17 protein-coding genes are annotated in these 20082 nt (G+C 66.6%); 9 read left to right on the forward strand and 8 right to left on the reverse strand.

Features of this window, described 5'->3' with window-relative positions; translation table 11 throughout:
- Positions 1 to 5: 5 nt before the first annotated feature.
- Positions 6 to 1802: a monovalent cation:proton antiporter-2 (CPA2) family protein gene (locus M2341_RS14565; protein ID WP_264585719.1), complete on the forward strand. Its 1797-nt coding sequence runs from the start codon at positions 6 to 8 to the stop codon at positions 1800 to 1802.
- 332 nt (positions 1803 to 2134) lie between these two features.
- On the opposite strand, the gene M2341_RS14570 is transcribed toward M2341_RS14565, so the two are convergent.
- The 6 genes from M2341_RS14570 to tpiA all read right to left on the reverse strand — a co-directional run bounded on the left by M2341_RS14570 (position 2135) and on the right by tpiA (position 7302).
- On the reverse strand, positions 2135 to 2929 hold the full coding sequence (locus M2341_RS14570) for a LysR family transcriptional regulator (RefSeq protein WP_264585720.1): 795 nt from the start codon (positions 2927 to 2929) through the stop codon (positions 2135 to 2137).
- On the reverse strand, positions 2926 to 3324 hold the full coding sequence (gene apaG / locus M2341_RS14575; protein ID WP_181560583.1) for a Co2+/Mg2+ efflux protein ApaG: 399 nt from the start codon (positions 3322 to 3324) through the stop codon (positions 2926 to 2928). Before apaG ends, M2341_RS14570 begins: the two co-directional genes overlap by 4 nt.
- Positions 3325 to 3382: 58 nt before the next feature.
- A complete protein-coding gene (locus M2341_RS14580; protein ID WP_264585721.1) occupies positions 3383 to 4588 on the reverse strand; it encodes a trans-sulfuration enzyme family protein in 1206 nt (401 codons plus the stop codon).
- A 46-nt stretch (positions 4589 to 4634) separates the two neighbouring features.
- Entirely contained in the window at positions 4635 to 5678 is a 1044-nt protein-coding gene (gene leuB / locus M2341_RS14585) for a 3-isopropylmalate dehydrogenase (protein ID WP_264585722.1), read from the reverse strand.
- A gap of 97 nt (positions 5679 to 5775) precedes the next feature.
- Positions 5776 to 6510 (reverse strand): DNA repair protein RecO, encoded by a 735-nt coding sequence (recO, locus tag M2341_RS14590; protein WP_264585723.1) that lies wholly within the window; start codon positions 6508 to 6510, stop codon positions 5776 to 5778.
- Between the two features lie 42 nt (positions 6511 to 6552).
- Complete coding sequence (gene tpiA / locus M2341_RS14595) at positions 6553 to 7302, reverse strand: triose-phosphate isomerase (protein WP_264585724.1); 750 nt, start codon at positions 7300 to 7302, stop codon at positions 6553 to 6555.
- Positions 7303 to 7492: 190 nt separating this feature from the next.
- On the opposite strand from tpiA, the gene M2341_RS14600 reads away from it, so the two are divergent.
- Positions 7493 to 9442, forward strand: coding sequence for a peptidylprolyl isomerase (locus M2341_RS14600; protein WP_264585725.1), 1950 nt, complete (start codon positions 7493 to 7495; stop codon positions 9440 to 9442).
- Positions 9423 to 10988, forward strand: a complete 1566-nt coding sequence (locus M2341_RS14605; RefSeq protein WP_264585726.1) for an anthranilate synthase component I family protein — start codon at positions 9423 to 9425, stop codon at positions 10986 to 10988. The genes M2341_RS14600 and M2341_RS14605 overlap by 20 nt, the downstream gene beginning before the upstream one ends.
- Positions 10989 to 11107: 119 nt before the next feature.
- On the opposite strand, the gene M2341_RS14610 is transcribed toward M2341_RS14605, so the two are convergent.
- The gene (locus M2341_RS14610) at positions 11108 to 11614 is read right to left on the reverse strand and encodes an asparaginase (RefSeq protein WP_264585727.1); all 507 of its coding nucleotides are present in this window, start codon (positions 11612 to 11614) and stop codon (positions 11108 to 11110) included.
- Positions 11615 to 11687: 73 nt separating this feature from the next.
- On the opposite strand from M2341_RS14610, the gene M2341_RS14615 reads away from it, so the two are divergent.
- The 6 genes from M2341_RS14615 (at position 11688) to M2341_RS14640 (ending at position 17836) form a co-directional block, all read left to right on the forward strand.
- Complete coding sequence (locus M2341_RS14615) at positions 11688 to 12278, forward strand: anthranilate synthase component II (protein ID WP_264585728.1); 591 nt, start codon at positions 11688 to 11690, stop codon at positions 12276 to 12278.
- A 93-nt stretch (positions 12279 to 12371) separates the two neighbouring features.
- On the forward strand, positions 12372 to 12854 hold the full coding sequence (locus M2341_RS14620; protein WP_264585729.1) for a PRC-barrel domain-containing protein: 483 nt from the start codon (positions 12372 to 12374) through the stop codon (positions 12852 to 12854).
- 367 nt (positions 12855 to 13221) lie between these two features.
- Positions 13222 to 14106: an EpsD family peptidyl-prolyl cis-trans isomerase gene (locus M2341_RS14625; RefSeq protein ID WP_264585730.1), complete on the forward strand. Its 885-nt coding sequence runs from the start codon at positions 13222 to 13224 to the stop codon at positions 14104 to 14106.
- 102 nt (positions 14107 to 14208) lie between these two features.
- Complete coding sequence (locus tag M2341_RS14630) at positions 14209 to 15402, forward strand: glycosyltransferase family 2 protein (RefSeq protein ID WP_264585731.1); 1194 nt, start codon at positions 14209 to 14211, stop codon at positions 15400 to 15402.
- Between the two features lie 125 nt (positions 15403 to 15527).
- Positions 15528 to 16799, forward strand: a complete 1272-nt coding sequence (locus M2341_RS14635) for an MFS transporter (protein WP_264585732.1) — start codon at positions 15528 to 15530, stop codon at positions 16797 to 16799.
- Positions 16796 to 17836, forward strand: a complete 1041-nt coding sequence (locus tag M2341_RS14640) for an amidohydrolase family protein (RefSeq protein WP_264585733.1) — start codon at positions 16796 to 16798, stop codon at positions 17834 to 17836. The genes M2341_RS14635 and M2341_RS14640 overlap by 4 nt, the downstream gene beginning before the upstream one ends.
- Positions 17837 to 17910: 74 nt before the next feature.
- Here M2341_RS14640 and M2341_RS14645 read toward each other — a convergent pair whose 3' ends face one another.
- Positions 17911 to 20055: a TonB-dependent receptor gene (locus tag M2341_RS14645; RefSeq protein WP_264585734.1), complete on the reverse strand. Its 2145-nt coding sequence runs from the start codon at positions 20053 to 20055 to the stop codon at positions 17911 to 17913.
- Between the last annotated feature and the right edge of the window lie 27 nt (positions 20056 to 20082).

Genomic DNA, 20082 nt, shown 5'->3' on the forward strand with positions numbered 1-20082 from the left:
ACAGCATGGCGGACGCATCGATGGGTTTCGGGCTGGGTCAGGCCATCATCCTGATGGGGGCCGGCGTGATCGCGGTGCCGCTGTTCCGGCGGCTGGGCCTCGGATCGGTGCTGGGCTACCTCGCCGCCGGCCTCGCCATCGGCCCCTTCGGCTTGGGGCTGATCAATGATCCGCAGGCACTGCTGCACATCGCCGAGCTGGGCGTGGTGATGTTCCTCTTCATCATCGGCCTCGAGATGCGGCCGCGCAAGCTGTGGAACCTGCGCAAACAGATCTTCGGCCTTGGCGCGGCGCAGGTTCTGCTGTGCGGTGCGCTGCTGACCCTGCTCGGCATGGCGGCCGGCCTGCCTGCGGCCGTGGCGGCTGCCGGCGCGATGGGCTTTGTCCTCTCTTCCACCGCCGTCATCATGCAGATGCTGAACGAAGCCGGGGACGCGGGCACCGAGGAAGGCCAGAAGGCGATCTCCATCCTGCTGCTGGAAGACCTCGCTATCGTACCGCTGCTGGCGCTGGTCGCCTTCTGGGCGGCGTTCCATGGCGCGGCGGGCGTGGAAGACGCGCCGCCGGTCTGGCAGAGCGTCGGCCTGGCACTGGCGGCGCTGGCCGCATTGATCGCGGCTGGGCGCTGGCTGCTCGATCCGCTGTTCGGCCTGATCGCGCGGGCCGGCGCACGCGAAGTGCTGACCGCCGCGGCGCTGCTCATCGTGCTGGGATCGGCCGTGTTGCTGGATGCCGCCGGGCTCTCCATGGCGATGGGCGCCTTCCTCGCCGGCGTGCTGCTCTCCGAATCCAGCTATCGGCACGAGCTGGAGGCGGATGTCGAGCCGTTTCGCGGCATCCTGCTGGGGCTGTTCTTCATGAGCGTGGGCATGTCGCTCGATCTCTCGACCGTGCTGCGCGAGTGGCAGCTCGTGCTCGGCGGCGTCATTGCCTTCATGATCGTCAAGGCCGTGGGCATCTATGCCGTCGCGCGGCTGCTCGGCTCTCCACACAGCGCCGCGACGCACCGTGCAGCGCTGTTCGCGCAGGGCGGCGAGTTCGCCTTCGTGCTCTATGGCGCAGCTGTGGCGGTCGGCCTCTTCGATGCCCGCATTGCCGCGATCATGAGCGCCATCGTCATCCTCTCCATGGCGCTGACGCCGCTGGTGCTCATCGTGCAGAGCCGGATGCGTCGCAACGCTCCGGTCTCGCTGGATGGGGTGGACAAGGCCAAGGATTTGACGGCACGCATCCTGTGCATCGGCTTCGGGCGGTTCGCGCAGGTCGCGAGCCAGGCGCTGCTCGCGCGGCGCTTCGAACTGTCGCTGATCGAGAATGACGTTGAGATGATCCAGGCGGCGGGAAATTTCGGCTTCAAGGTCTATTATGGCGATGGCACGCGGCTGGACGTGCTCCATGCCTCCGGCGCCGGGCGGGCCGAGGCGATCCTCGTCTGCGTCGACAAGCCGGATGTGGCCGACAAGATCGTCGAGCTTTGCCGGCACGAATTCCCGCTCGCCAAGCTCTATGTGCGCGCCTTTGACCGCGGCCATTCGCTGCGCCTGATCAAGGCGGGCGTCGATTATCAGATTCGCGAGACCTTCGAATCCGCGCTGGCCTTCAGCGAAGCGGTGTTGACCGACCTCGGCGTGGATGAGGACGACGCGCGCGAGGCAATCGAGGACGTGCGCGAGCGCGATGCGCAGCGGGTGGAACTGCAGTTGGTCGGCGGGATTACCGCGGGCCGCTCGCTGATGCGCGGCAATATGGTGACGCCCGAGCCGGAGCCGTTCTTCCCGCCGCAACGGGCGGAGGGAGGCTGAGGAGGGAGCTGCCACATTCCGTTCGTGTCGAGCGAAGTCGAGACACCAAGCGCGGTGCCAGCGTGTCTCGACTTCGCTCGACACGAATGGGGTTGGAGGGCGGGGTCTGGGGTTTTAAGGCCAAGAGCGAAGGGGCGTGGAGTTCGATGTTTGCGGCTTGCGGCACGACTGATCGAACGAGCCATCAACTTCCTCATCCGTTCGCCCTGAGCGAAGTCGAAGGGCCATGCTGAGCGGAGGCGAAGCGAACCTAACTGCGCTCGGCTTCACCCTTCGACTTCGCTCAGGGCGAACGGTGAGCGTAAGCGACGCGCGCGCCGAAGTGCCCCGCCTCAGCCCTCGCTGAGTGCAGCGACCAACGCCTTCACCTTCTTCTGCCGCCATTGCGGGAGGGGAGCGATCAGCCAGTAGCCGGGACCATCGCGTGATTCACCGAGCGCCACCACGCGGCCGGCGGCAATGTCGGCTTCCGCCAGCAGCGCCGGGACGCAGGCGCGGCCGAGGCCATTAGCGGCAGCATCTATGGCCAAACCCGCATCGGCGACGCGGACGACGGCCTTGCCATCCTCCACCGGGCAGCCGGGCCAGGCGATAGGCGACTCCAGTCCGCCGCCATCGGGTGCGCCGACCGTGACGAAGCGCGAGTCCCCGAGGGGCACGCCTTCATGCTCGCCGGTGCCGTCGGTCAGGCGCAAGGCGAGATCGAGATTGGCCTCGGTGAAATCGAGCGCGTCGTCCGCCGCAACGAGCATGAACTGCACGCCCGGCTCCTGCACCGCATAGGCGGCGAGGCGCGCGCTCAGCCATTTGGCGGTGAGATCGCGCGGGGCGGCGATGGTGAGATGCTGGCTGCTCTGCCCGGCCTGCATGGCGCGGACTGATTCCTCGAGTTCCAGGAAGGCGCTGCGCAGTGCGGGCAGGCCAGCTTCGGCTTCCGGCGTCAGTTCCAGCCCGCGGGGCGTGCGACGGAACAGCACGACGCCGAGCATATCTTCCAGCGCGCGGATTTGCTGGCCGACGGCGGCGGGTGTCACCGCCAGCTCATCCGCCGCGCGGGTGAAGGAGAGATGCCGCGCCGCCGCGTCGAATACGCGCAGGCCGTTCAGCGGCAGGTGGGTGCGCTTCATCCCGAGACCGCCGGCGCCTGAAGCGCGAAGCGGGGAATACGCACATCCAGCAGGCTGCCGCCGGCATCGAGCATCTGGTAGCTGCCTTCCATCCAGCCGGTCGGCGTGGAGAGCGGACAGCCGGAGACATAATCATAGGCCGCGCCGGGATGGATCACCGGCTCCTCGCCGACGACGCCCTTGCCCTCGCGCTTGTAGAGCGCGCCGCGACCATCCGCGATGGTCCAGTGGCGGGTGAGCAACTGCACCGGCGCCTTGCGGCCATTCTCGATGCGGATGTGATAGGCCCAGAACCACTTGCCCATGTCCGGCTCCGACTGCTCGGAGAGAAAGTTGACGGACACGCGCACTGTGACGTCGTGCGTGGTCTCGGCATAGGCGAAAAGGGCGTTCATCAAGGCATTCATGCTACGACCCGTCCTGTGTCCTGCCTGGCCCCGAGACCGACCCTAGTCAAAGGCCGACGGCGGTCAATGCCTGATCCAGATCGGCGACAATGTCCTCCGGGTCTTCCAGCCCCACATTGATGCGCACCATGCCCTCGCCCACGCCGGCCTCGGCGCGGCCCTCCGGCCCCATGTTATTATGGGTGGTGGAGGCGGGATGGCACAGCAGGGTGCGGGAATCGCCGATATTGTTGGAGATGTCGCACAGCTCCATCGCATTGAGCAGGGCCATGGCCTGCCCGCGATCGGCAAGGTTGAACGAGAAGATCGGCCCGGCGGCGCTCATCTGCTTCATCGCGAGATTGTGCTGCGGATGGCTCGGCAGGCCGGGATAGAGCACGTCGACGCCACGCTGCTCCATGAAGCGCGCGACCTTGAGCGCGTTCTCGGACTGGCGATGGGCACGCAAGTCTAGCGTCTCCAGTCCCTTCAGCACCACCCAGGCGTTGAAGGGCGAGCAGATCGGCCCGGTATTGCGCTGGAAAGGCGAAAGGACGCCGTTGATCCACGCATCCGTACCGCAAATGGCGCCGGCGAGCACGCGGCCCTGCCCGTCCATCAGCTTGGTGGCGCTGTAGGCCACGACATCCGCGCCGAAATCGAGCGGGCGCTGCAGCACCGGCGTCGCGAAGGCATTGTCCACCACCGTGGTGATGCCATGGGCACGGGCGAGGCCGCAGACATGCTCCAGATCGACGATGTCCATCGTGGGATTGGCCGGCGTCTCGAAGAAGAACACCTTGGTGTTGGGCTGGATCGCCTTTTCCCACGCATCATTGTCCCGCGCGTCGACGACGCTGTGGGTGATGCCGAAGCGGTTGAGCACATTGGAGAGGATCCAACGGCACGAGCCGAAGGCCGCGCGCCCGGCGACGACATGATCGCCCGCGCTCAGCATGCACAGCAGCGCACTGGTCATCGCCGCCATGCCGCTCGCCTGCACCTTGCACGCCTCGGCGCCTTCCATCAGCGCAATGCGCTCTTCCAGCATCTGCACCGTCGGGTTCTGGAAGCGGGAATATTGCATCCCCGTCGCTTCCCCGGCGAAGCGGGCAGCGACTTCCTCCGCGCTGTCATAGGTATAGCCCGAGGTGAGGAAGAGCGCCTCGCTCGTCTCCCCCTGCTCGGAGCGCCAGGTGCCGCCGCGCACGGCCTGTGTCGCGGGCCGCCAGCGGCTGGTGCGGGAACGATCCTGTCCGGTTTGTCTCTTCATGACGTTGCCTTCTAGACCCTGTCATGGGTCGGTCAATCCAATGGCGTCAGAGCGCCGCGAGCACGGCATCGCCCATGGCAGACGTGCTCATCGTGCCGCCGAGGTCGGCAGTGCGGGCACCACCGGCCAGCGCCTTGGCCACGGCAGCCTCGATGCGATCGGCCGCCTGTGCCTGATCGAGCGAGAAGCGCAGCATCATCGCGGCGGAGAGGATCGTCGCCAGCGGGTTGGCCTTGCCCTGCCCGGCAATGTCCGGCGCCGAGCCGTGGATCGGCTCGTACAGCCCCTTGCCGTTGGCATCGAGCGAGGCCGAGGCCAGCATGCCGATGGAGCCGACGCACATGCTCGCCTGATCGGAGAGAATGTCACCGAACAGATTGCCGGTCACGATCACATCGAACTGCCCCGGATTGCGCACAAGCTGCATGGCGGCATTGTCGACATACATGTGGGAGAGCTCGACATCGGGATAGTCGGCGGCAACCTCGATCACCACGTCGCGCCAGAGCTGGCTGGTCTCCAGCACATTGGCCTTGTCCACCGAGCAGAGCTTGCCTCGGCGCGCCTGCGCGGCACGCAAGGCGCTGTGGGCGATGCGGCGCACCTCGCCCTCGTTGTAGGACATGATGTCATAGCCCTCGCGCAGCCCCTCGGCGGTCTTGCGAATGCCCTTCTCGCCGAAATAGACGTCGCCATTCAGCTCGCGGACGATCAGCAGGTCGATCTTCTCGGCGACTTCCTTGCGCAGCGTGGAGGCGTCCGCCAGCTCGGCGAACATCTTTGCCGGGCGCAGGTTGGAGAACAGGGTCAGCTCCTTGCGCAGGCCGAGAATGGCCTGCTCTGGCCGCAAGGCGCGCTCAAGCGAATCGCAATCGGGATCGCCCACCGCGCCGAACAGGATCGCATCGGCGCGCTTCGCCAGATCGAGCGTGGCCGGCGGCAGCGGGTGACCCTGCGCCTTGTAGGCCGCGCCGCCGACCGGCGCTTCCTCATAGGTCAGGCCGGGGATCGCCAGCGCATCGAGCACACGCTTGGCCTGCGCGGTGACTTCCGGGCCGATGCCGTCTCCGGGCAGGATCGCAACGAGCATGGGTTTCCCTTTCTCAATCTGAAGACGGGCGGTGGCTGCGAGACAGGCGCGCCGGCCCTGAGGATGTGGGCTGAGCCATTGCCTCAAGCAGGCCGGGTCACGCAACCGCTCTTTTGAGCCGTTCGATCAGCCGCTCGCGCGCGGCCAGCACGTCAGACCGGCGTGGATCGAACAGCGACTGGGCGAGGAAATGGCCGGTCAGGTCAAATCCGGCGAGAATATCCGGCCAGCCGGCTTCGCCGCCCTCGGTGAGGAAGCCGGGCAAGGGCAGCAACCGGTCGCGGTGTGTACCGGCCGCCGCTGCCGTCACCGCGCGCCCGGTGCGCGGGCTGACATAGGCCAACCCCTCGCGCGCGCCGGTGACGGCGCATTCCGCCAGATCGAGTCCGAAGCCCAGCTCGGCGAGCAGCAACAGTTCGTAGCGCACCAGCGCCACGGCCCAGCCACGCGCGGCGGGCGCGGCTTCCACCGCGTCGAGCACCGCGCCCAGCGCGGCGAAGAGCGCCGGATAGGGATGGCCTTCCGGCAGCGTAATCGCCGTGAAGGCGCAAGCCCAGTCTATGGCGGCGGCGGGCAGCGGCTCGGCGAGCAGCGGCCCCCGGCTATGCTCCAGCTCGGCCGAGAGGCTGGCGAGCTGATCGGCCGTGCGAGCGCGGAAGGTGCCCCGCACGATATTGCCGGGCAGCAGCACCGGGCGCATCCGGCTCGAGCGGCCGCCCTGCACATAGCCCGCGACCAGCCCCGCATCCGCCGTGAGCGCCCGCACGATCGCGCCATGCTCGCCATGCGCCCGAACGGCGCAGACGATGGCAGTGGCGGCGAGCGTGGACATGGGCGCTTATCTACCGGCTCGCCACCGGTTTAGCGATGCCGATCAGGCTGCAGCGATGATCGGCCCGAATTTGGCGGCGGTGAGGCTCGCCCCGCCGACCAGCGCGCCGTCGACATTGTCGGTGTGGAGGATATCCGCGGCGTTCTCGCCGCTCACCGAGCCGCCATAGAGGATGCGCATGGCATTGCCGGCATCCGCACCCAGCGCCTTGACGAGCGCGGCCCGCAGGGCGGCGTGCATGGCGGCGATCTGCGGCGGGGTGGCGACCTTGCCGGTGCCGATCGCCCAGACCGGTTCATAGGCGATGGTCAGCCATTGCGGATCGGCGCCCTCGGGCAGCGAGGCGACAAGCTGATCGGCCACGAAGGCGTGCGCCACATCGTCGCCCTGCTCGCGCGTATCGAGCGTCTCACCCACGCACAGCACCACCGAGAGACCGCCCTTGTGCGCGGCGAGCGCCTTGGCGGCGACATCGGCATTGCTCTCCTGCTGATATTGCCGCCGCTCGCTATGCCCGACCAGCGTGCCGCGCGCGCCGGCTTCGGCCAGCATGGCGGCCGAGAGATTGCCGGTATAGGCCCCGGCCTCCGCCTGATGGCAATCCTGCGCGCCGATGAGCACGGCGCCGCCAAGCGGCGCGGCGGCCGCGATGAGGGTGGCCGGGAGATAGAGCGCCACATCGATATCGTTGCGGGCGGCGGCAAGCTCGGCAATGGCGGATACCTCGCCAAGCTGCCCCTTGAGGCCGTTCATCTTCCAGTTGCCGGCGACGAATTTGCGGCGGACGGTCATAGCTTCACTCTCCTGCACAGGTGATCAATGATCTGGCGGCCCGGATGAACGGGCAGGACGGCTTTGTCCAGCCGGCACCGCATGGCTGCGGAAGCCCCATGGACAGCCGAGCGCGCAAAGGCTTGATGCCGTCGGACGCCCGCCCTAAAGCAGCCCCCAGCCTTTCGCCGCCTTTCTGGACAAAGACCCCATGCAGATTTTCCGTCGTCTTCTCGGTTCGAAATTTGGCGGCCTGTTCGCAATCGGATTTCTCGCGATCATCGCCTTTGCCTTCATCGCCGGCGATCTCACTGGCAACAACGTCAGTTTCGGCGGGAGTTCCAAGACGGAAGTCGCCAAGATCGGCGACCGCCCGTTGACCGTCGCCGAGTTGCAGAGCCGCACGCAGATGGTGTTCGAGCGGCAGCGGCAGGAAAATCCCGCGCTGACCATCGACCAGTTCCTGGCACAGGGCGGCCTCAAGCGCGTGGCCGACGAGCTGATCTCCTCGCGCGCGCTGATTGCCTATGGCGAGAAGCACGGGATGCGGGTGAGCAAGGCGCTCATCGATGCGGAGATCGCCCGCAATTCCGCCTTCACGGACGCGACCGGCAATTTCAGCGAGACGGTATTCCGCCAGATGCTCGCCCAGCAGCGCGTCTCCGAGCAGGATCTGCGGGACGATATTGCCGCGCAGATCATCCAGCAGCAGCTGCTCCAGCCGGTGGGCGTGGGCACCAAGGCGCCGGCCAGCATGGTGCCGCCTTATGCCGCGATGCTGATCGAGGAACGCGCCGGCGAGATGTTCGCGATTTCCGCCGCCAGGTTCGCGCCGCAGACCGCGCCGACCGAGGCGCAACTGCAGGATTATTACAAGCAGCATGGCAGCCAGTTCGCGATTCCCGAGCAGCGCCAGCTGCGCTACGCGCTCGTCAATCTCGCCCGGTTCGAGCCCCAGGCGACGCCGACCGACGCGGAAATCGCCGATCTCTACAAGAGCCGCCAGAGCCAGTTCGCCGGCCGCAAGACGCGCGATTTCAGCCAGCTGATCCTCGCGACGGAAGCGCTCGCCAAGGACGCCGCCGCCAAGGCGAAGGCCGGCCAGTCGCTGCAGGATGTCGCCAAGAGCCTCGGCCTCGCCGCCTCACGCGTCGATGGCGTGGACGAGAAGCAGCTTGCCACGCAGATGAATGCGGAGATCGCCAAGGCCGGCTTCGCCGCCGCGCAGGGGGCCATCGTCGGTCCGGTCCGCTCGCCCGCGGGCTGGGCAGTGCTGCGCGTGGAAGCCCAGCGTGACGTGCCCGGCAAGACGCTGGCCGAAGCGCGCGAGGAACTGTCCGCCGAAGTGCGCCAGATCAAGGAGCGCCAGCTCTTCAGCGAATTCCTGAACGATATGGATGGCCGCCTGGGCGCCGGCGCGACGCTGACCGACATCGCCAAGGAGCACAACCTCACCATCGTCGAGACGCCGCTGATCGTGCGCGACGGCCAGTCGCTGCGCGACCCGGCGTTCAAGCCCGACGCGACGCTGCAGGCGCTGCTCGAAGGCGGCTTTGCGGCGCGGCAGGATGACGATGCGCAGATCGTGCCGGTAAAGCCCGACGAAGAAGCCGCGCTCCTGACCGTGGCCGAAGTGGTGCCCGCCGGCCCGCCGCCCTTCGCGCAGGTGAAGCCGGCCGTGGAAGCGGCCTGGAAGCTGGCGCAGGGCGTTGGCAAGGCGCGCGAAATTGCCACGCAGCTCGCGGCGCAGCTGGGCAAGGGCGCCGAACCGGGTCCGCTGCTCGCCAAGCTCGGCATCGCCGACGCGCCGCGCCAGCCGCTTTCCGCGCGCCGCGCCGACATCAACCAGCAGGGCGGCCAGATCCCGCCGCCGCTGAAGGCGCTGTTCAGCATCCGCCAGGGCGGAACGCAGATGGTGCCGCTGGAGAATAATCAGGGCTTCATCGTCGTGCGGCTGGACAAGATCACGCAGAATGATCCCACGCAGGTGCCGCAGCTGATGCAATCCACCGCGGCCGGCCTCAGCAATGTGCTGGGCGGGGAATATGCGCAGCAGTTCGTCACGGCGATTCAGCAGGAGCTGGGCGTCAAGCGCAGCGAGGCGGCCATGGCGGCTGTGGAGCAGGAGCTGCGCCGCGCCTATGGCGGCAGCGCGGAATAAGGCGGACCCGTTGACCATCGCGCAGGACAGCATCGACGCCGCACGCGCGGCCCTCTCCGCCGGGCGCTCCGCGCTCGTGTGGGCACGGCTGATCGCCGATACCGAAACGCCGGTCTCCGCCGCGCTCAAGCTGATCGAGCCGGAACGGGGCGACTTCATTCTCGAATCGGTGGAGGGTGGCGCTGTACGCGGGCGCTACAGCCTGATCGGCATCGCGCCGGACCTCGTGTTTCGCGCCACTGGGCGCAGCGCCGAGATCAACCGCGACTGGCGGACCGACCGGACCGCCTTCACGCCGCTGGAGAGCGATCCGCTCGCCGCGCTGCGCGATCTGGTGGCGGAATGCCGGGCAGACGTCGACCCGGCGCTGCCGGCTGCGCTCGCCTGCCTTGTCGGCTATTTCGCATATGAGACCTTCGGCCTGGTCGAGAAGCTGCCGCGTCCCGCCGACAATGGCCTCGGCACGCCCGACATGCTGTTTGTGCGGCCGACGGTGGTGCTGGTATTCGATCGGCTGGCAGACGCGCTTTACATCGTCGCGCCGACCTGGGCCGACCGGCTCGGCACTGGCGAGGCCGCCATCGACGCGCTGATCGGCTCCGCGGCCGGCCGCATCGAGGATGTCGCGGCCCAGCTCGCCCGGCCGCTCGCCGCGCAGACCAGTCAGGCCCCCGCCATCGATCTGGACGCGATCACGCCAACGCCGGTGATGAAGCCCGGCGCCTATGCGGAGATGGTGAGCAAGGCCAAGGACTATATCGTCGCGGGCGACATCTTTCAGGTCGTGCTGGCGCAGCGCTTCACCACGCCCTTCCCGCTTCCGCCCATCGACCTCTACCGGGCGCTTCGGCGGATTAATCCCTCGCCCTTCCTCTATCATCTCGATCTGCCCGGCTTCGCGCTCACCGGCTCCAGCCCGGAGATTCTGGTCCGTGTGCGCGATGGGGAAGTGACGATCCGGCCGATTGCGGGCACCCGCCCGCGTGGCAAGACGGCCAGCGAGGATGCTGAGAATCGCGATTCGCTGCTCGCCGATCCCAAGGAGCGCGCCGAGCATCTGATGCTGCTCGACTTGGGGCGCAACGATGTCGGCCGCGTCGCCAGCGCCGGCTCGGTGAAGGTGACGGACAGCTACACCATCGAATTCTACAGCCATGTGATGCACATCGTCTCCAATGTCGTCGGCAAGCTCGACCCGAAGCACGATCCGCTCGATGCGCTGTTCGCCGGCTTCCCGGCCGGCACAGTATCCGGCGCGCCCAAGGTGCGGGCCTGCGAGATCATCGCCGAGCTGGAGCCGGAAACGCGCGGGCCTTATGCCGGCGGCGTCGGCTATTTCTCGCCGGATGGAAACATGGATAGCTGCATCGTGCTGCGCACCGCGCTGGTGAAGGACGGCGTGCTGCACGCGCAGGCCGGCGCGGGCATCGTCGCGGACTCCGAGCCGGCCTATGAACAGCGCGAATGCGAGCACAAGGCCGGCGCGCTGTTCGCGGCCGCGCGGGAGGCCGTGAAGGTCGCGCAGGACGGCCGCTTCGGGCAGTAATAGCCTGTTCTCAGCAGTGTCGTGCTCCTGCGAAGGCAGGAGCCCAGGGCGGGTAGGGTCGTCCGTTGCGCCCTGGGTCCCTGCCTTCGCAGGGACACGAAGGTTCTCAAATACCCCGATCAGCCCTCTGACCGCGCGACAAACGCCCCCTTGGCACGATCCTTCACCACCTGATCCGCACGGAACACCGTGCCATTCATGGTGATATAGACGCCCGGCGGGGCGATCTGCGCCGTCGCGAAGGCCATGCCGAGATTGAAGGTGGCGTCGCTCTCGGAAAAGCGCGCCGGGGTCAGCGCGCCCACCGACACGATGGTCTTGCCCGATATGCCCGCCAGCGCGGCGGCCGTGTCCGTCATCGTATCCGTGCCGTGGGTGATGACGATGCGCTCGGCGGGCGAGGCCGCAACCCGCGCCGCGATCAGCGCGCGATCATCGGCGGTCAGCTCCAGACTATCCTTGCGGGCCACCTCCTCGATCTCGACCGGCAGCTTCACCCGCGCGATCTCCAGCAGGCGCGAGAGGATCGACTCGCCGATCTGATATTCGCTCAGCGCATCGAAATAGAGCTTGTCGATGGTGCCGCCGGTGGTGAGCACATGGATGCGCGGGTCTTGCTGGGTCATGCCCGCGCTTATAACCGGCCGGGGCCGCCTTGTCCCGCTTGCGCGGCGCAGCGGCGGCCCGTAGAAGCCGGCCATGATCCTCGTCATCGACAATTATGACAGCTTCACCTGGAATCTCGTCCATTATCTGATGGAGTTGGGCGCCCAGGTCGAGGTGGTGCGCAACGATGCCATGTCCGCCGGACAGGCGCTGTCCTCAGGCGCGGAAGCCTTTCTGCTTTCGCCCGGGCCCTGCACGCCCAATGAAGCCGGGATCAGCCTCGATCTCGTCGCGGCCTGCGCCGATGCCGGCAAGCCGCTGCTCGGCGTGTGCCTGGGCCATCAGACGATCGGCCAGCATTTCGGCGGCAAGGTGGTGCGCGGCGGCCTGATGCACGGCAAGACATCACCGGTCACGCACGATGGCACCGGGCTGTTCGAGGGTCTGCCCTCGCCCTTCACCGCCACCCGCTATCACTCGCTGATCGTCGAGGACATTCCCGATTGCCTGCTGGTCAATGCCACCAGTGAAGATGGATCGGTGATGGCATTCCGCCACGCGAGCCTGCCCATCCACAGCGTACAGTTCCACCCGGAGAGCATCGCGACCGAGCACGGCCACGCGATGCTGGCCAATTTCATGCGCCTCGCCGGAATGCCGGTGACCGCGCGCGCAACGGCCTGACCCGAAACCGTTCGTCCCGTTTGAGGGAACGCCCATTTATCTCCCACGTTGGTCGGCCATCATGCGAATGCGCCGCAACAGTGGAGACTATAGGTGAAAATCGACCCTGCGGCCGCGCTCGCCTTGGCCCTTTTACTTGCGGCCTGCAGCGGTCGCGATGACGCGGCCAATCAGCATCCCGATGAGCCTGCCGTCCAGCTGATCGCCCATCCCGGCTCTCAGGCCGCCAAGGGCAAGGCCGCGCTGAATCTGACCGAACGCGAACTGCTCGATGCCGAACTGGTCGATACAGACGGCACGGAACTGGGCGATGTGATCGCCCTGAAGCGCGGTCCCGGCGGCGCTGTCGAAGGGCTGGTGATCGCGGTCGAAGGCAGCGTGCCCGAGCAGCATGTCTATCTCCCCCTCGATGGTCTCGCGCCCCTACGCGAGGGCGATGACTGGACGATCGTCACGAGCCTTACCCCTACGCAGATCGCCGCGCTGCCCAAGGCCAATCCTGACCCGCCGACCGGCCACCCCGCAGCTGCCGCCGCCGGTTCGGCGCCGTCTCACCGAGCAGCCAACGTCCGTTGAGGGCAAGCGTCGGCCAGGTCTGGCGCCCGCGACAATCCACCTAATATTAACGCCGGGCTGATAGAACGCCCCTGTCCGATCCCGGTGCGGCTGCCATGGTTGCCGCTTGTTCACGCTCCAGCGGCGAGTTAATAGGTGCCACAAAGTACGACGAGCCGATCCATGTTGCTCGACAAGATGAGGGGGATGTTCAGGCAGCCAATGGCCGGGCATATACTGGCCGCAATCTTCCCGCCGCACATGTAATGATTTGTAGGCATCTTGCCTCGCCCACTGCTTTCTAGGATGACAGGCTCGATCGGGGGATCGCCGGGCCTTCAACCGAGAACCGATTTTTACCACTTCACGCTTGTTCTGGAGACTATGGATGTCACTGCTGAGGAACGTCTCGCTCGTTGCGCTCGCTTCCCTTTCCCTCACGATCGCCGGCTGCGAGAAAAAAGCCGAAGGTCAGGTCGTGGCCGTGGTCAATGGTGAGGAAATCACCCTGACCGAACTGAACGCCGAGATCGCCGATCTCAACGTCCCTGCCAGCGCCGACAAGGACATGGTGCGCAGCCGCGTGCTGCAGCGCATGGTCGACCGCCGGCTGTTGGTTCAGGCCGCCAAGGAAGCCGGGCTGGACCGCGACCCAGAATATCTGACGCAGGAGCGCCGGATGCGCGAGCAGCTGCTGGTCAACCTGTACGGTCGCAAGACGATGGACACGGTCAAGGTGCCGGATAACGCGGCCATCGACAAATATATCAGCGAGCGCCCCAACGCCTTCGCCCAGCGCAAGCGCTTCGCCCTCGAGCAGCTGCAGATGGACCCGCCGTCCAAGCCGGACAGCCTCAAGGAGCTGGAAACCGCCAAGACGCTGGATGAGGTCGCATCCCGCCTCACCGCCATGGGCATCGCCTTCGAGCGTGGCCGTGGCTCGCTCGACACCGCCGTGATCGATCCGCAGATGCTGGCCCGCATCGAGGCGCTGCCCCCGGGCGAGCCGTTCATCGTGCCGGCCAATGGCAAGCTGGTCGTGAGCGTCATCACGGGTAGCGAAGCCACGCCGGTGCCGCAGGAGCAGGCCCGCCAGATTGCCGCGCAGGCCATGCGCAACGAGGAGCTGAACAAGATCGGCGAATCGCGCCTGAAGGAAGCCAAGGCCAAGGCCAAGATCGAGTATCAGCCGGGCTATGCACCCAAGGACGATGCCAAGGCCGCCGGCGCCCTGCCCGCAGCCGGCAACGCCGCGGCGCCCGCCGCCAAGTAACGGCGAGGCGTTTTCCGCACGATATGAGGGGAGGAGGCACCAGCCTCCTCTCCGCCCCCTCGAAGCGTCGACGCGCCAGTCGCCGGACGCGGGAATGAAGGCATGATGATCCTCGACTCTCTGGCCTGGCTCATCATTGCCATACCCGTGCTCCTGCTGGCCGTGCTGGCCGTGGAGCTGGCCCTGGGCCTGATCGACGGCCGCCCGGCAAGGCCGCGCATTGCCGCCCCCCACAGCGCCATCATCCTCATGCCCGCCCATAATGAGGCCGCCGGCATTGCCCGTACCATCGCGCTGCTCCAGCCGGCGCTGGATGTGCAGATCCGCCTCATCGTCATTGCCGACAATTGCACGGACGACACCGCCGCCGCCGCGCGCGCGGCTGGGGCACAGGTTATCGAGCGCAATGACCCCAGCCAGCGCGGCAAGGGCCATGCGCTGGCCTTCGGGCGGGACTGGATCAAGGCCGCGACCGACGCCCCGCCGCCGGATTGTATTGTGGTGCTGGACGCCGACTGCGAAATCGACGGAGCGTCTCTGCGCGCGCTGATCGACGCGACCTGCGTCCGCCAGCGCCCGGTGCAGAGCTGCTACCTGCTCCGCTCAGCCGCCGAGGACGGCGCGATGACGCAGATTTCCAACTTTGCGATGCTCATCAAGAACCGCGTCCGCCAGCGCGGCGCCTCGGTTCTGGGATCGCCCGCCATTCTCGGCGGCACCGGCATGGCCTTCCCCTGGGCATTGATCGAGTCGGCGCCGCTGGCGACGAGCCACCTGGTCGAAGACCTTGTGCTCGGCCTCCATTTCGCGCGCGCAGGCGCAGCGCCCCGCTATCTGGAGGCCGCGACGACCTGGAGCGACCCAGCGAGCCAGAGCGACACGCTTACGCAGCGGGCGCGCTGGGAGCATGGCTATATCCAGACCGCCCTGCAGCAAGGCGCGCCGGTCGTGCTTGAGGGTATCGCCAAGGCCAAGCCGAGCCTCGCCTGGTTTGGCCTGAGCCTGCTCGTACCGCCGCTGGCCCTGTTGATGAGCCTGAGCCTGATCGCGCTTGTGGTGAGCGCCGGGCTCACGCTGCTGGGCGCTACCGCTGCCGCGCCTGCTACGCTGGCGGGTCTGTTGACGCTGGTCGCGCTGCTGCTGGCCTTCGCCTGGATGCGCGATGGGCGGGACACGGTCTCGGCCGCAACGCTGGCGCGCATCCCGCTCTACATTCTATGGAAAATCCCCGTCTATCTACGACTGGTCAAGAAGCGCGAGACCGAATGGGTGCGCACGCGCCGCAAGGGCGAGTAATGAAGCGAGGCGCCAAACCGGTCCCCTGAACCGCTCAACAGCCTCGCATTGATGATCTTTCAACTTGCATTGGCCGCCGCAAAGCGCGCTATGATGGCAGGGCGCCAGCAGGTGAAGGAGAGGGCATGACGGGGACGAGCGAAGCGACGAGCGCGCGCGGCTGGGGCGGGTTCGTGCTGATCCTCATCGCGCTGATGGTCGAAGGCTTCGACCTGCAGGCCGCCAATTTCGCCGCGCCCTCCATCCTGGAGGACTTTGGCGTCAGCCGCGCCGAGATCGGCCCGCTGCTCTCCGCCAGCCTGTTCGGCGTCCTGATCGGCGCCGTGTTCATCGGTCCGCAGGGCGACAGGCTGGGTCGCCGGACGATCCTGATCAGTTGCTGCATCGGCTATGGCATCATGTCGCTGGTCGGCGCGCTGGCGACCAACCTGACGCAACTCATCGTGCTGCGCTTCCTCATCGGCATTGGCCTCGGCGCCGTGCTGCCCAATGCGCTGGCGCTGGCCGGCGAACTGGCGCCGCGCAAATATCTCGCGCGGGCGACGGCGCTGGTCGGCATCGGCATCACCTTTGGCGGGGTTCTCGCCGGGATCGCCGCCGCCAAGCTGCTTGCGCCTTATGGCTGGCAGAGCTTGTTCATCCTCGGCGGTCTCCTGCCCATCGCGATTGCAGCGCTGCTGTGGATCGGCCTGCCGGAAAGCCCGGTCCTCAACCGCGCACAGACCCATGCGCCGGGCGAGCGCGGCCTTTCGGCCATCCTTTCCCCCGCCCAGCGCGCCCGCACGATCGCGATCTGGATCATCTTCGCGCTAGTGCTGATGGTCGTCTATCTGGTGAGCGGCTGGGTGCCCCTGCTGGTCAAGGATCAGGGCTATTCGACGACCACCGCCTCGTGGATCGCCACCGGCACCCATGCCGGCGGCGTGGTCGGCGGTGTGGTCGCCAGCCTACTGCTGGTGCGCCGCAACTGGTCGGTCGTGGCGCTATTTGCGGGGCTTGGCGCTCTCACACTGGCGATCATCACGGTGCATGACTGGGGCATTGTCGGCCTCACCGTGTTGCTCGTGCTGGTCGGCCTGTTCAGCACCGGCACGCAGAATGGCCTCAATGGCTCATGCGGCGCCACTTACCCCGCAACCATGCGCGCCTCCGGCCTTGGCTGGGCGCTCGGCATGGGGCGCGTCGGCTCGATCGCCGGGCCGCTGGTCGGCTCGCTCGCAGTGCTGCTCGGCCTGTCGGCGCCGCGCACCTTCTTCATCCTGCCGGTCATCCCGCTGGTGATCGCGGCCGCGCTGGCGCTCTGGCTCGCCCGCCGGACCGGCCCCGCCGCGCCCGAGACCAGCGCTCAGGACAGCCCGGCTCCCCTTTCCGCCCCCATCATGGAGACTGCCCGATGACGAAGATGCGCAAGATCGCCACCGAAGAAGCCTGGTCGATCCCCGAGGTCGCCCATGCCCTGCGGGATGTGACGCGCGGGCCATCGCAAAGCCTCGACAAGCTGCTCGTCGGCGGCATCTACGATCCGCCCGAAAACGCGACCGGCTATGCCGCGATGAACTTCCTCGATGGTCTGCTGGATATCGAGGAAAAGCGCCTGCCGGAGATGGACGCGCTGGGCGTGGACATGCACCTGCTCTCGCTCACCGCGCCGGGCGTGCAGATGTTCGATGCCGACACGGCGACCGATCTGGCCGCGCTCGCCAATGACCGGCTGGCCGAGATCTGCCGCAAGCACCCGGACCGCTTCGCCGGCCTCGCCAGCTTCGCCCCCCACAGCCCCAAGCGCGCGGCAAAGGAAATGGAGCGGGCGATCAATGATCTGAAGCTCAACGGCTTCATCCTCAACAGCCACACCCATGGCGAATATCTGGACGATCCCAAATATTGGCCCTGCCTCGAAGCCGCCGAAGCGCTCGATGCCTGCATCTACATCCACCCGCGCGCCGCCTCCGACACGCTGAAGGGGCCTTTGCAGGATTACGGCATGGACAGCGCCATGTGGGGCTATGGCGTCGAGGTCGGCACGCATGTCGTGCGGATGATGGCCAGCGGCGTGTTCGATGCCTTCCCCAAGCTCAAGATCTGCATCGGCCATATGGGTGAGGCGATTCCCTTCTGGATCTGGCGCATCAACTTCATGAACAGCCGCGCCCAGAAGATCAGCCGTGCGCCGAAGACGAAACTGAGCATCGCGGAATATTTCCAGCGCAACTTTGTGGTGACGACCAGCGGCGTCGAGGACCCGCTGGCACTGCGCTACACCATCGACAAGCTCGGCATCGATAATGTGCTCTGGGCGATCGACTACCCTTATCAGCCGCAGCAGCCGGCGGTGGATTTCATGGATGCGGCGCCGGTGACGGAGGCGGAGCGCCACGCGCTGTACCACGGCAATGCCGAGCGCATCTTCCACATCGCGCCGCTCACCGACTGACGGCGACTGACTAAACCTGGCAAAAGGGGCCGGGCGTCATCGACGTCCGGCCCCTTTTTGTGGTGACAGTCCGGTCAGAAATCGACGGACAGAGACGCCTTGTAGGTGCGCGGCGCGCCCTGCAGGAGCTGGGGGCTGAACGCATCGAAAGCCGAGGCCCAGTACCGCTCATTGGCGACGTTATCGACGTTGAAGCGGAAGGTGACCGGCTGCGAACCCAGCACTGCGACATAGCGTGCGCCAAGATCGACGCGCGTCCACTCGGGCAGGCGCAGGGTGTTGGCATTGTCTGCCATCTGTTTGCCGGTGTGGACGACCCGCCCGGTGAGCGTGAGGCCGGGGACGAATGCGGTGTCCCACTCGAGTCCGGCGTTGACAAGATAGTCCGGAATGCCCGGCACGCTGTTGCCTTCGTTGACGCCATTCAGCGTCTCGCGGAACTTGGCTTCATTCACCGAGGCACCGGCAATGAGGTACAGGCCCTTCGTCACTTCGCCATCCAGCGAGACCTCAATGCCCCGATTGCGCTGTTTGCCATAGGCGCCGTAGCGCAGCAGGCCCGACCCTTCCGGATCAGGAATCGCATAAGCGCTGGGCTTATCGGTCTGGTAGAAGGCGAGTGAAGCCGCGATGCCGCCGATGTTGAGCTTGCCGCCAAACTCATATTGGGTGGACTTGAACGGCGCCAGCACCTCGCCACGATTGATGACGGTCGCCTCGTTCGGCGCGGTGGCGCCGCGCTGCAGGCCCTCGATGCGGTTCGCGAAGAGCGACAGGCCCTCCACCGGCTTGATGACGAGACCAGCGACCGGGGTCAGCTCGCTTTCGTCATAAGTGTCATCCAAGCTTCCGTCCCCTGTGGAGTAGGTACGAACCTTGATTGCCTGAATGCGCACGCCTCCCGTCAGCAATATCCGATCCTCCCAGAAGCCGAGCGTATTTGATGCAAATACGCTCGCCAGACGGCTGCGCTCGATCGGATAGGGATCATTGATATCGCCACCGGCGAACGTCACCGCCGAGGACCGGGGAAGCACGACCGGATTGTAGATGTTGGTCATGCCGCTCGACGTATAAAACTCGTAAGCATTGCGATTGGTGAGCCAGTTCACCGAGCCGCCGATATTGGCCTGACTGCTCACAACATCATTGCCGAACTTGGCGCGCAGGCCGGCCTGAACGCTCTCATTGTTATCCGTGCGGGGGATGTACGAACTCGAATAATCGGCAGCGCCGGTGGCGGCGTCCGCCACCGTGATGCTGCCGTAGATGCCATGCTCGCTGCTGTCGCGCGCGCCGGCCGAGGCATAGAACAGCACGTCGTCGGCGAGGTCATATTCCAGCTTGGCGATGCCGAAAATGTCGCGCGCCGTGGTGTAGGTCCATGGCTGGGCATAATTGGTGTCGGCAGCGGGTACGGCAGGGATGGCGCCGGCGAACCGCAGCTTGGGGCGCAGGCCGCGCACGTGCATCCGCTGGTAGGCCACATCGAGCGACATGCGCAGCGGCCCGGAATTATAATCGAACGCGCCGCCGACCAGATAGGTGCTGCGGAATTCGTCGTCGATAGCGACATCGCCGCGACGGGCCACGGCATTCAGCCGCACGCCGAACGCACCGTCGCCAAAGCGCTGGCCAACATCGAGGCTGCCGCCGAAATGCTCGCTGGAGGTATAGTTCAGCGTCGCGCGCTTCAGGCCTTCCGCCGTCGCCCGCTTGGGGACGAGGTTGACGCTGCCGCCCAAGCCACCACCACCGGGCGCCGCGCCGTTGAGAAAGGCGCTCGCCCCGTTCAGCACCTGTACCGACTCGTAAAGCTCCGGCGCGACGAGTTGGCGAGGGACGATGCCATAGAGACCGTCGAAGCCGACATCGTCGCTCGCCAGCGTGAAGCCGCGAATGACAAACACTTCCTGCGCGTTGCCAAAGCCGTAGGTCGTGCGGACCGAGGGATCGTTCTCCAAGACCTGTCCCAGCGTCTGCGGCTGCTGGTTGAGGATGAGCGCCGCGTTATAGCTCTTCACGCTGAACGGCACATTCTCGGCGGACTGGTTGCCGAGCACGCCGACGCTTCCCTCGCGGCTGACCTGCGTGCGATTCTCGCGCTGTGCCGTGACGATGATCTCGCTGGCCTCCTGCGCCGCGGCAGGCATGGCAACCGCGGTGACCGAGGCGATCAGCGCAGCTTTCAACATTTGGCTGGAACGATGGAAATTCATGCTTCTTTTCCCTTTGAAACGCGCTTG

The organism is Sphingobium sp. B7D2B, from assembly GCF_025961895.1.
GTDB lineage: Bacteria > Pseudomonadota > Alphaproteobacteria > Sphingomonadales > Sphingomonadaceae > Sphingobium.

Bases quoted from the DNA above. Each gene is read 5' to 3' on its own strand.
- M2341_RS14565 (WP_264585719.1), top strand. From the start codon at position 6: ATGGCGGACGCATCGATGGGTTTCGGGCTGGGTCAGGCCATCATCCTG.
- M2341_RS14570 (WP_264585720.1), bottom strand. From the start codon at position 2,929: ATGAAGCGCACCCACCTGCCGCTGAACGGCCTGCGCGTATTCGACGCG.
- apaG (WP_181560583.1), bottom strand. From the start codon at position 3,324: ATGAACGCCCTTTTCGCCTATGCCGAGACCACGCACGACGTCACAGTG.
- M2341_RS14580 (WP_264585721.1), bottom strand. From the start codon at position 4,588: ATGAAGAGACAAACCGGACAGGATCGTTCCCGCACCAGCCGCTGGCGG.
- leuB (WP_264585722.1), bottom strand. From the start codon at position 5,678: ATGCTCGTTGCGATCCTGCCCGGAGACGGCATCGGCCCGGAAGTCACC.
- recO (WP_264585723.1), bottom strand. From the start codon at position 6,510: ATGTCCACGCTCGCCGCCACTGCCATCGTCTGCGCCGTTCGGGCGCAT.
- tpiA (WP_264585724.1), bottom strand. From the start codon at position 7,302: ATGACCGTCCGCCGCAAATTCGTCGCCGGCAACTGGAAGATGAACGGC.
- M2341_RS14600 (WP_264585725.1), top strand. From the start codon at position 7,493: ATGCAGATTTTCCGTCGTCTTCTCGGTTCGAAATTTGGCGGCCTGTTC.
- M2341_RS14605 (WP_264585726.1), top strand. From the start codon at position 9,423: ATGGCGGCAGCGCGGAATAAGGCGGACCCGTTGACCATCGCGCAGGAC.
- M2341_RS14610 (WP_264585727.1), bottom strand. From the start codon at position 11,614: ATGACCCAGCAAGACCCGCGCATCCATGTGCTCACCACCGGCGGCACC.
- M2341_RS14615 (WP_264585728.1), top strand. From the start codon at position 11,688: ATGATCCTCGTCATCGACAATTATGACAGCTTCACCTGGAATCTCGTC.
- M2341_RS14625 (WP_264585730.1), top strand. From the start codon at position 13,222: ATGTCACTGCTGAGGAACGTCTCGCTCGTTGCGCTCGCTTCCCTTTCC.
- M2341_RS14630 (WP_264585731.1), top strand. From the start codon at position 14,209: ATGATGATCCTCGACTCTCTGGCCTGGCTCATCATTGCCATACCCGTG.
- M2341_RS14635 (WP_264585732.1), top strand. From the start codon at position 15,528: ATGACGGGGACGAGCGAAGCGACGAGCGCGCGCGGCTGGGGCGGGTTC.
- M2341_RS14640 (WP_264585733.1), top strand. From the start codon at position 16,796: ATGACGAAGATGCGCAAGATCGCCACCGAAGAAGCCTGGTCGATCCCC.
- M2341_RS14645 (WP_264585734.1), bottom strand. From the start codon at position 20,055: ATGAATTTCCATCGTTCCAGCCAAATGTTGAAAGCTGCGCTGATCGCC.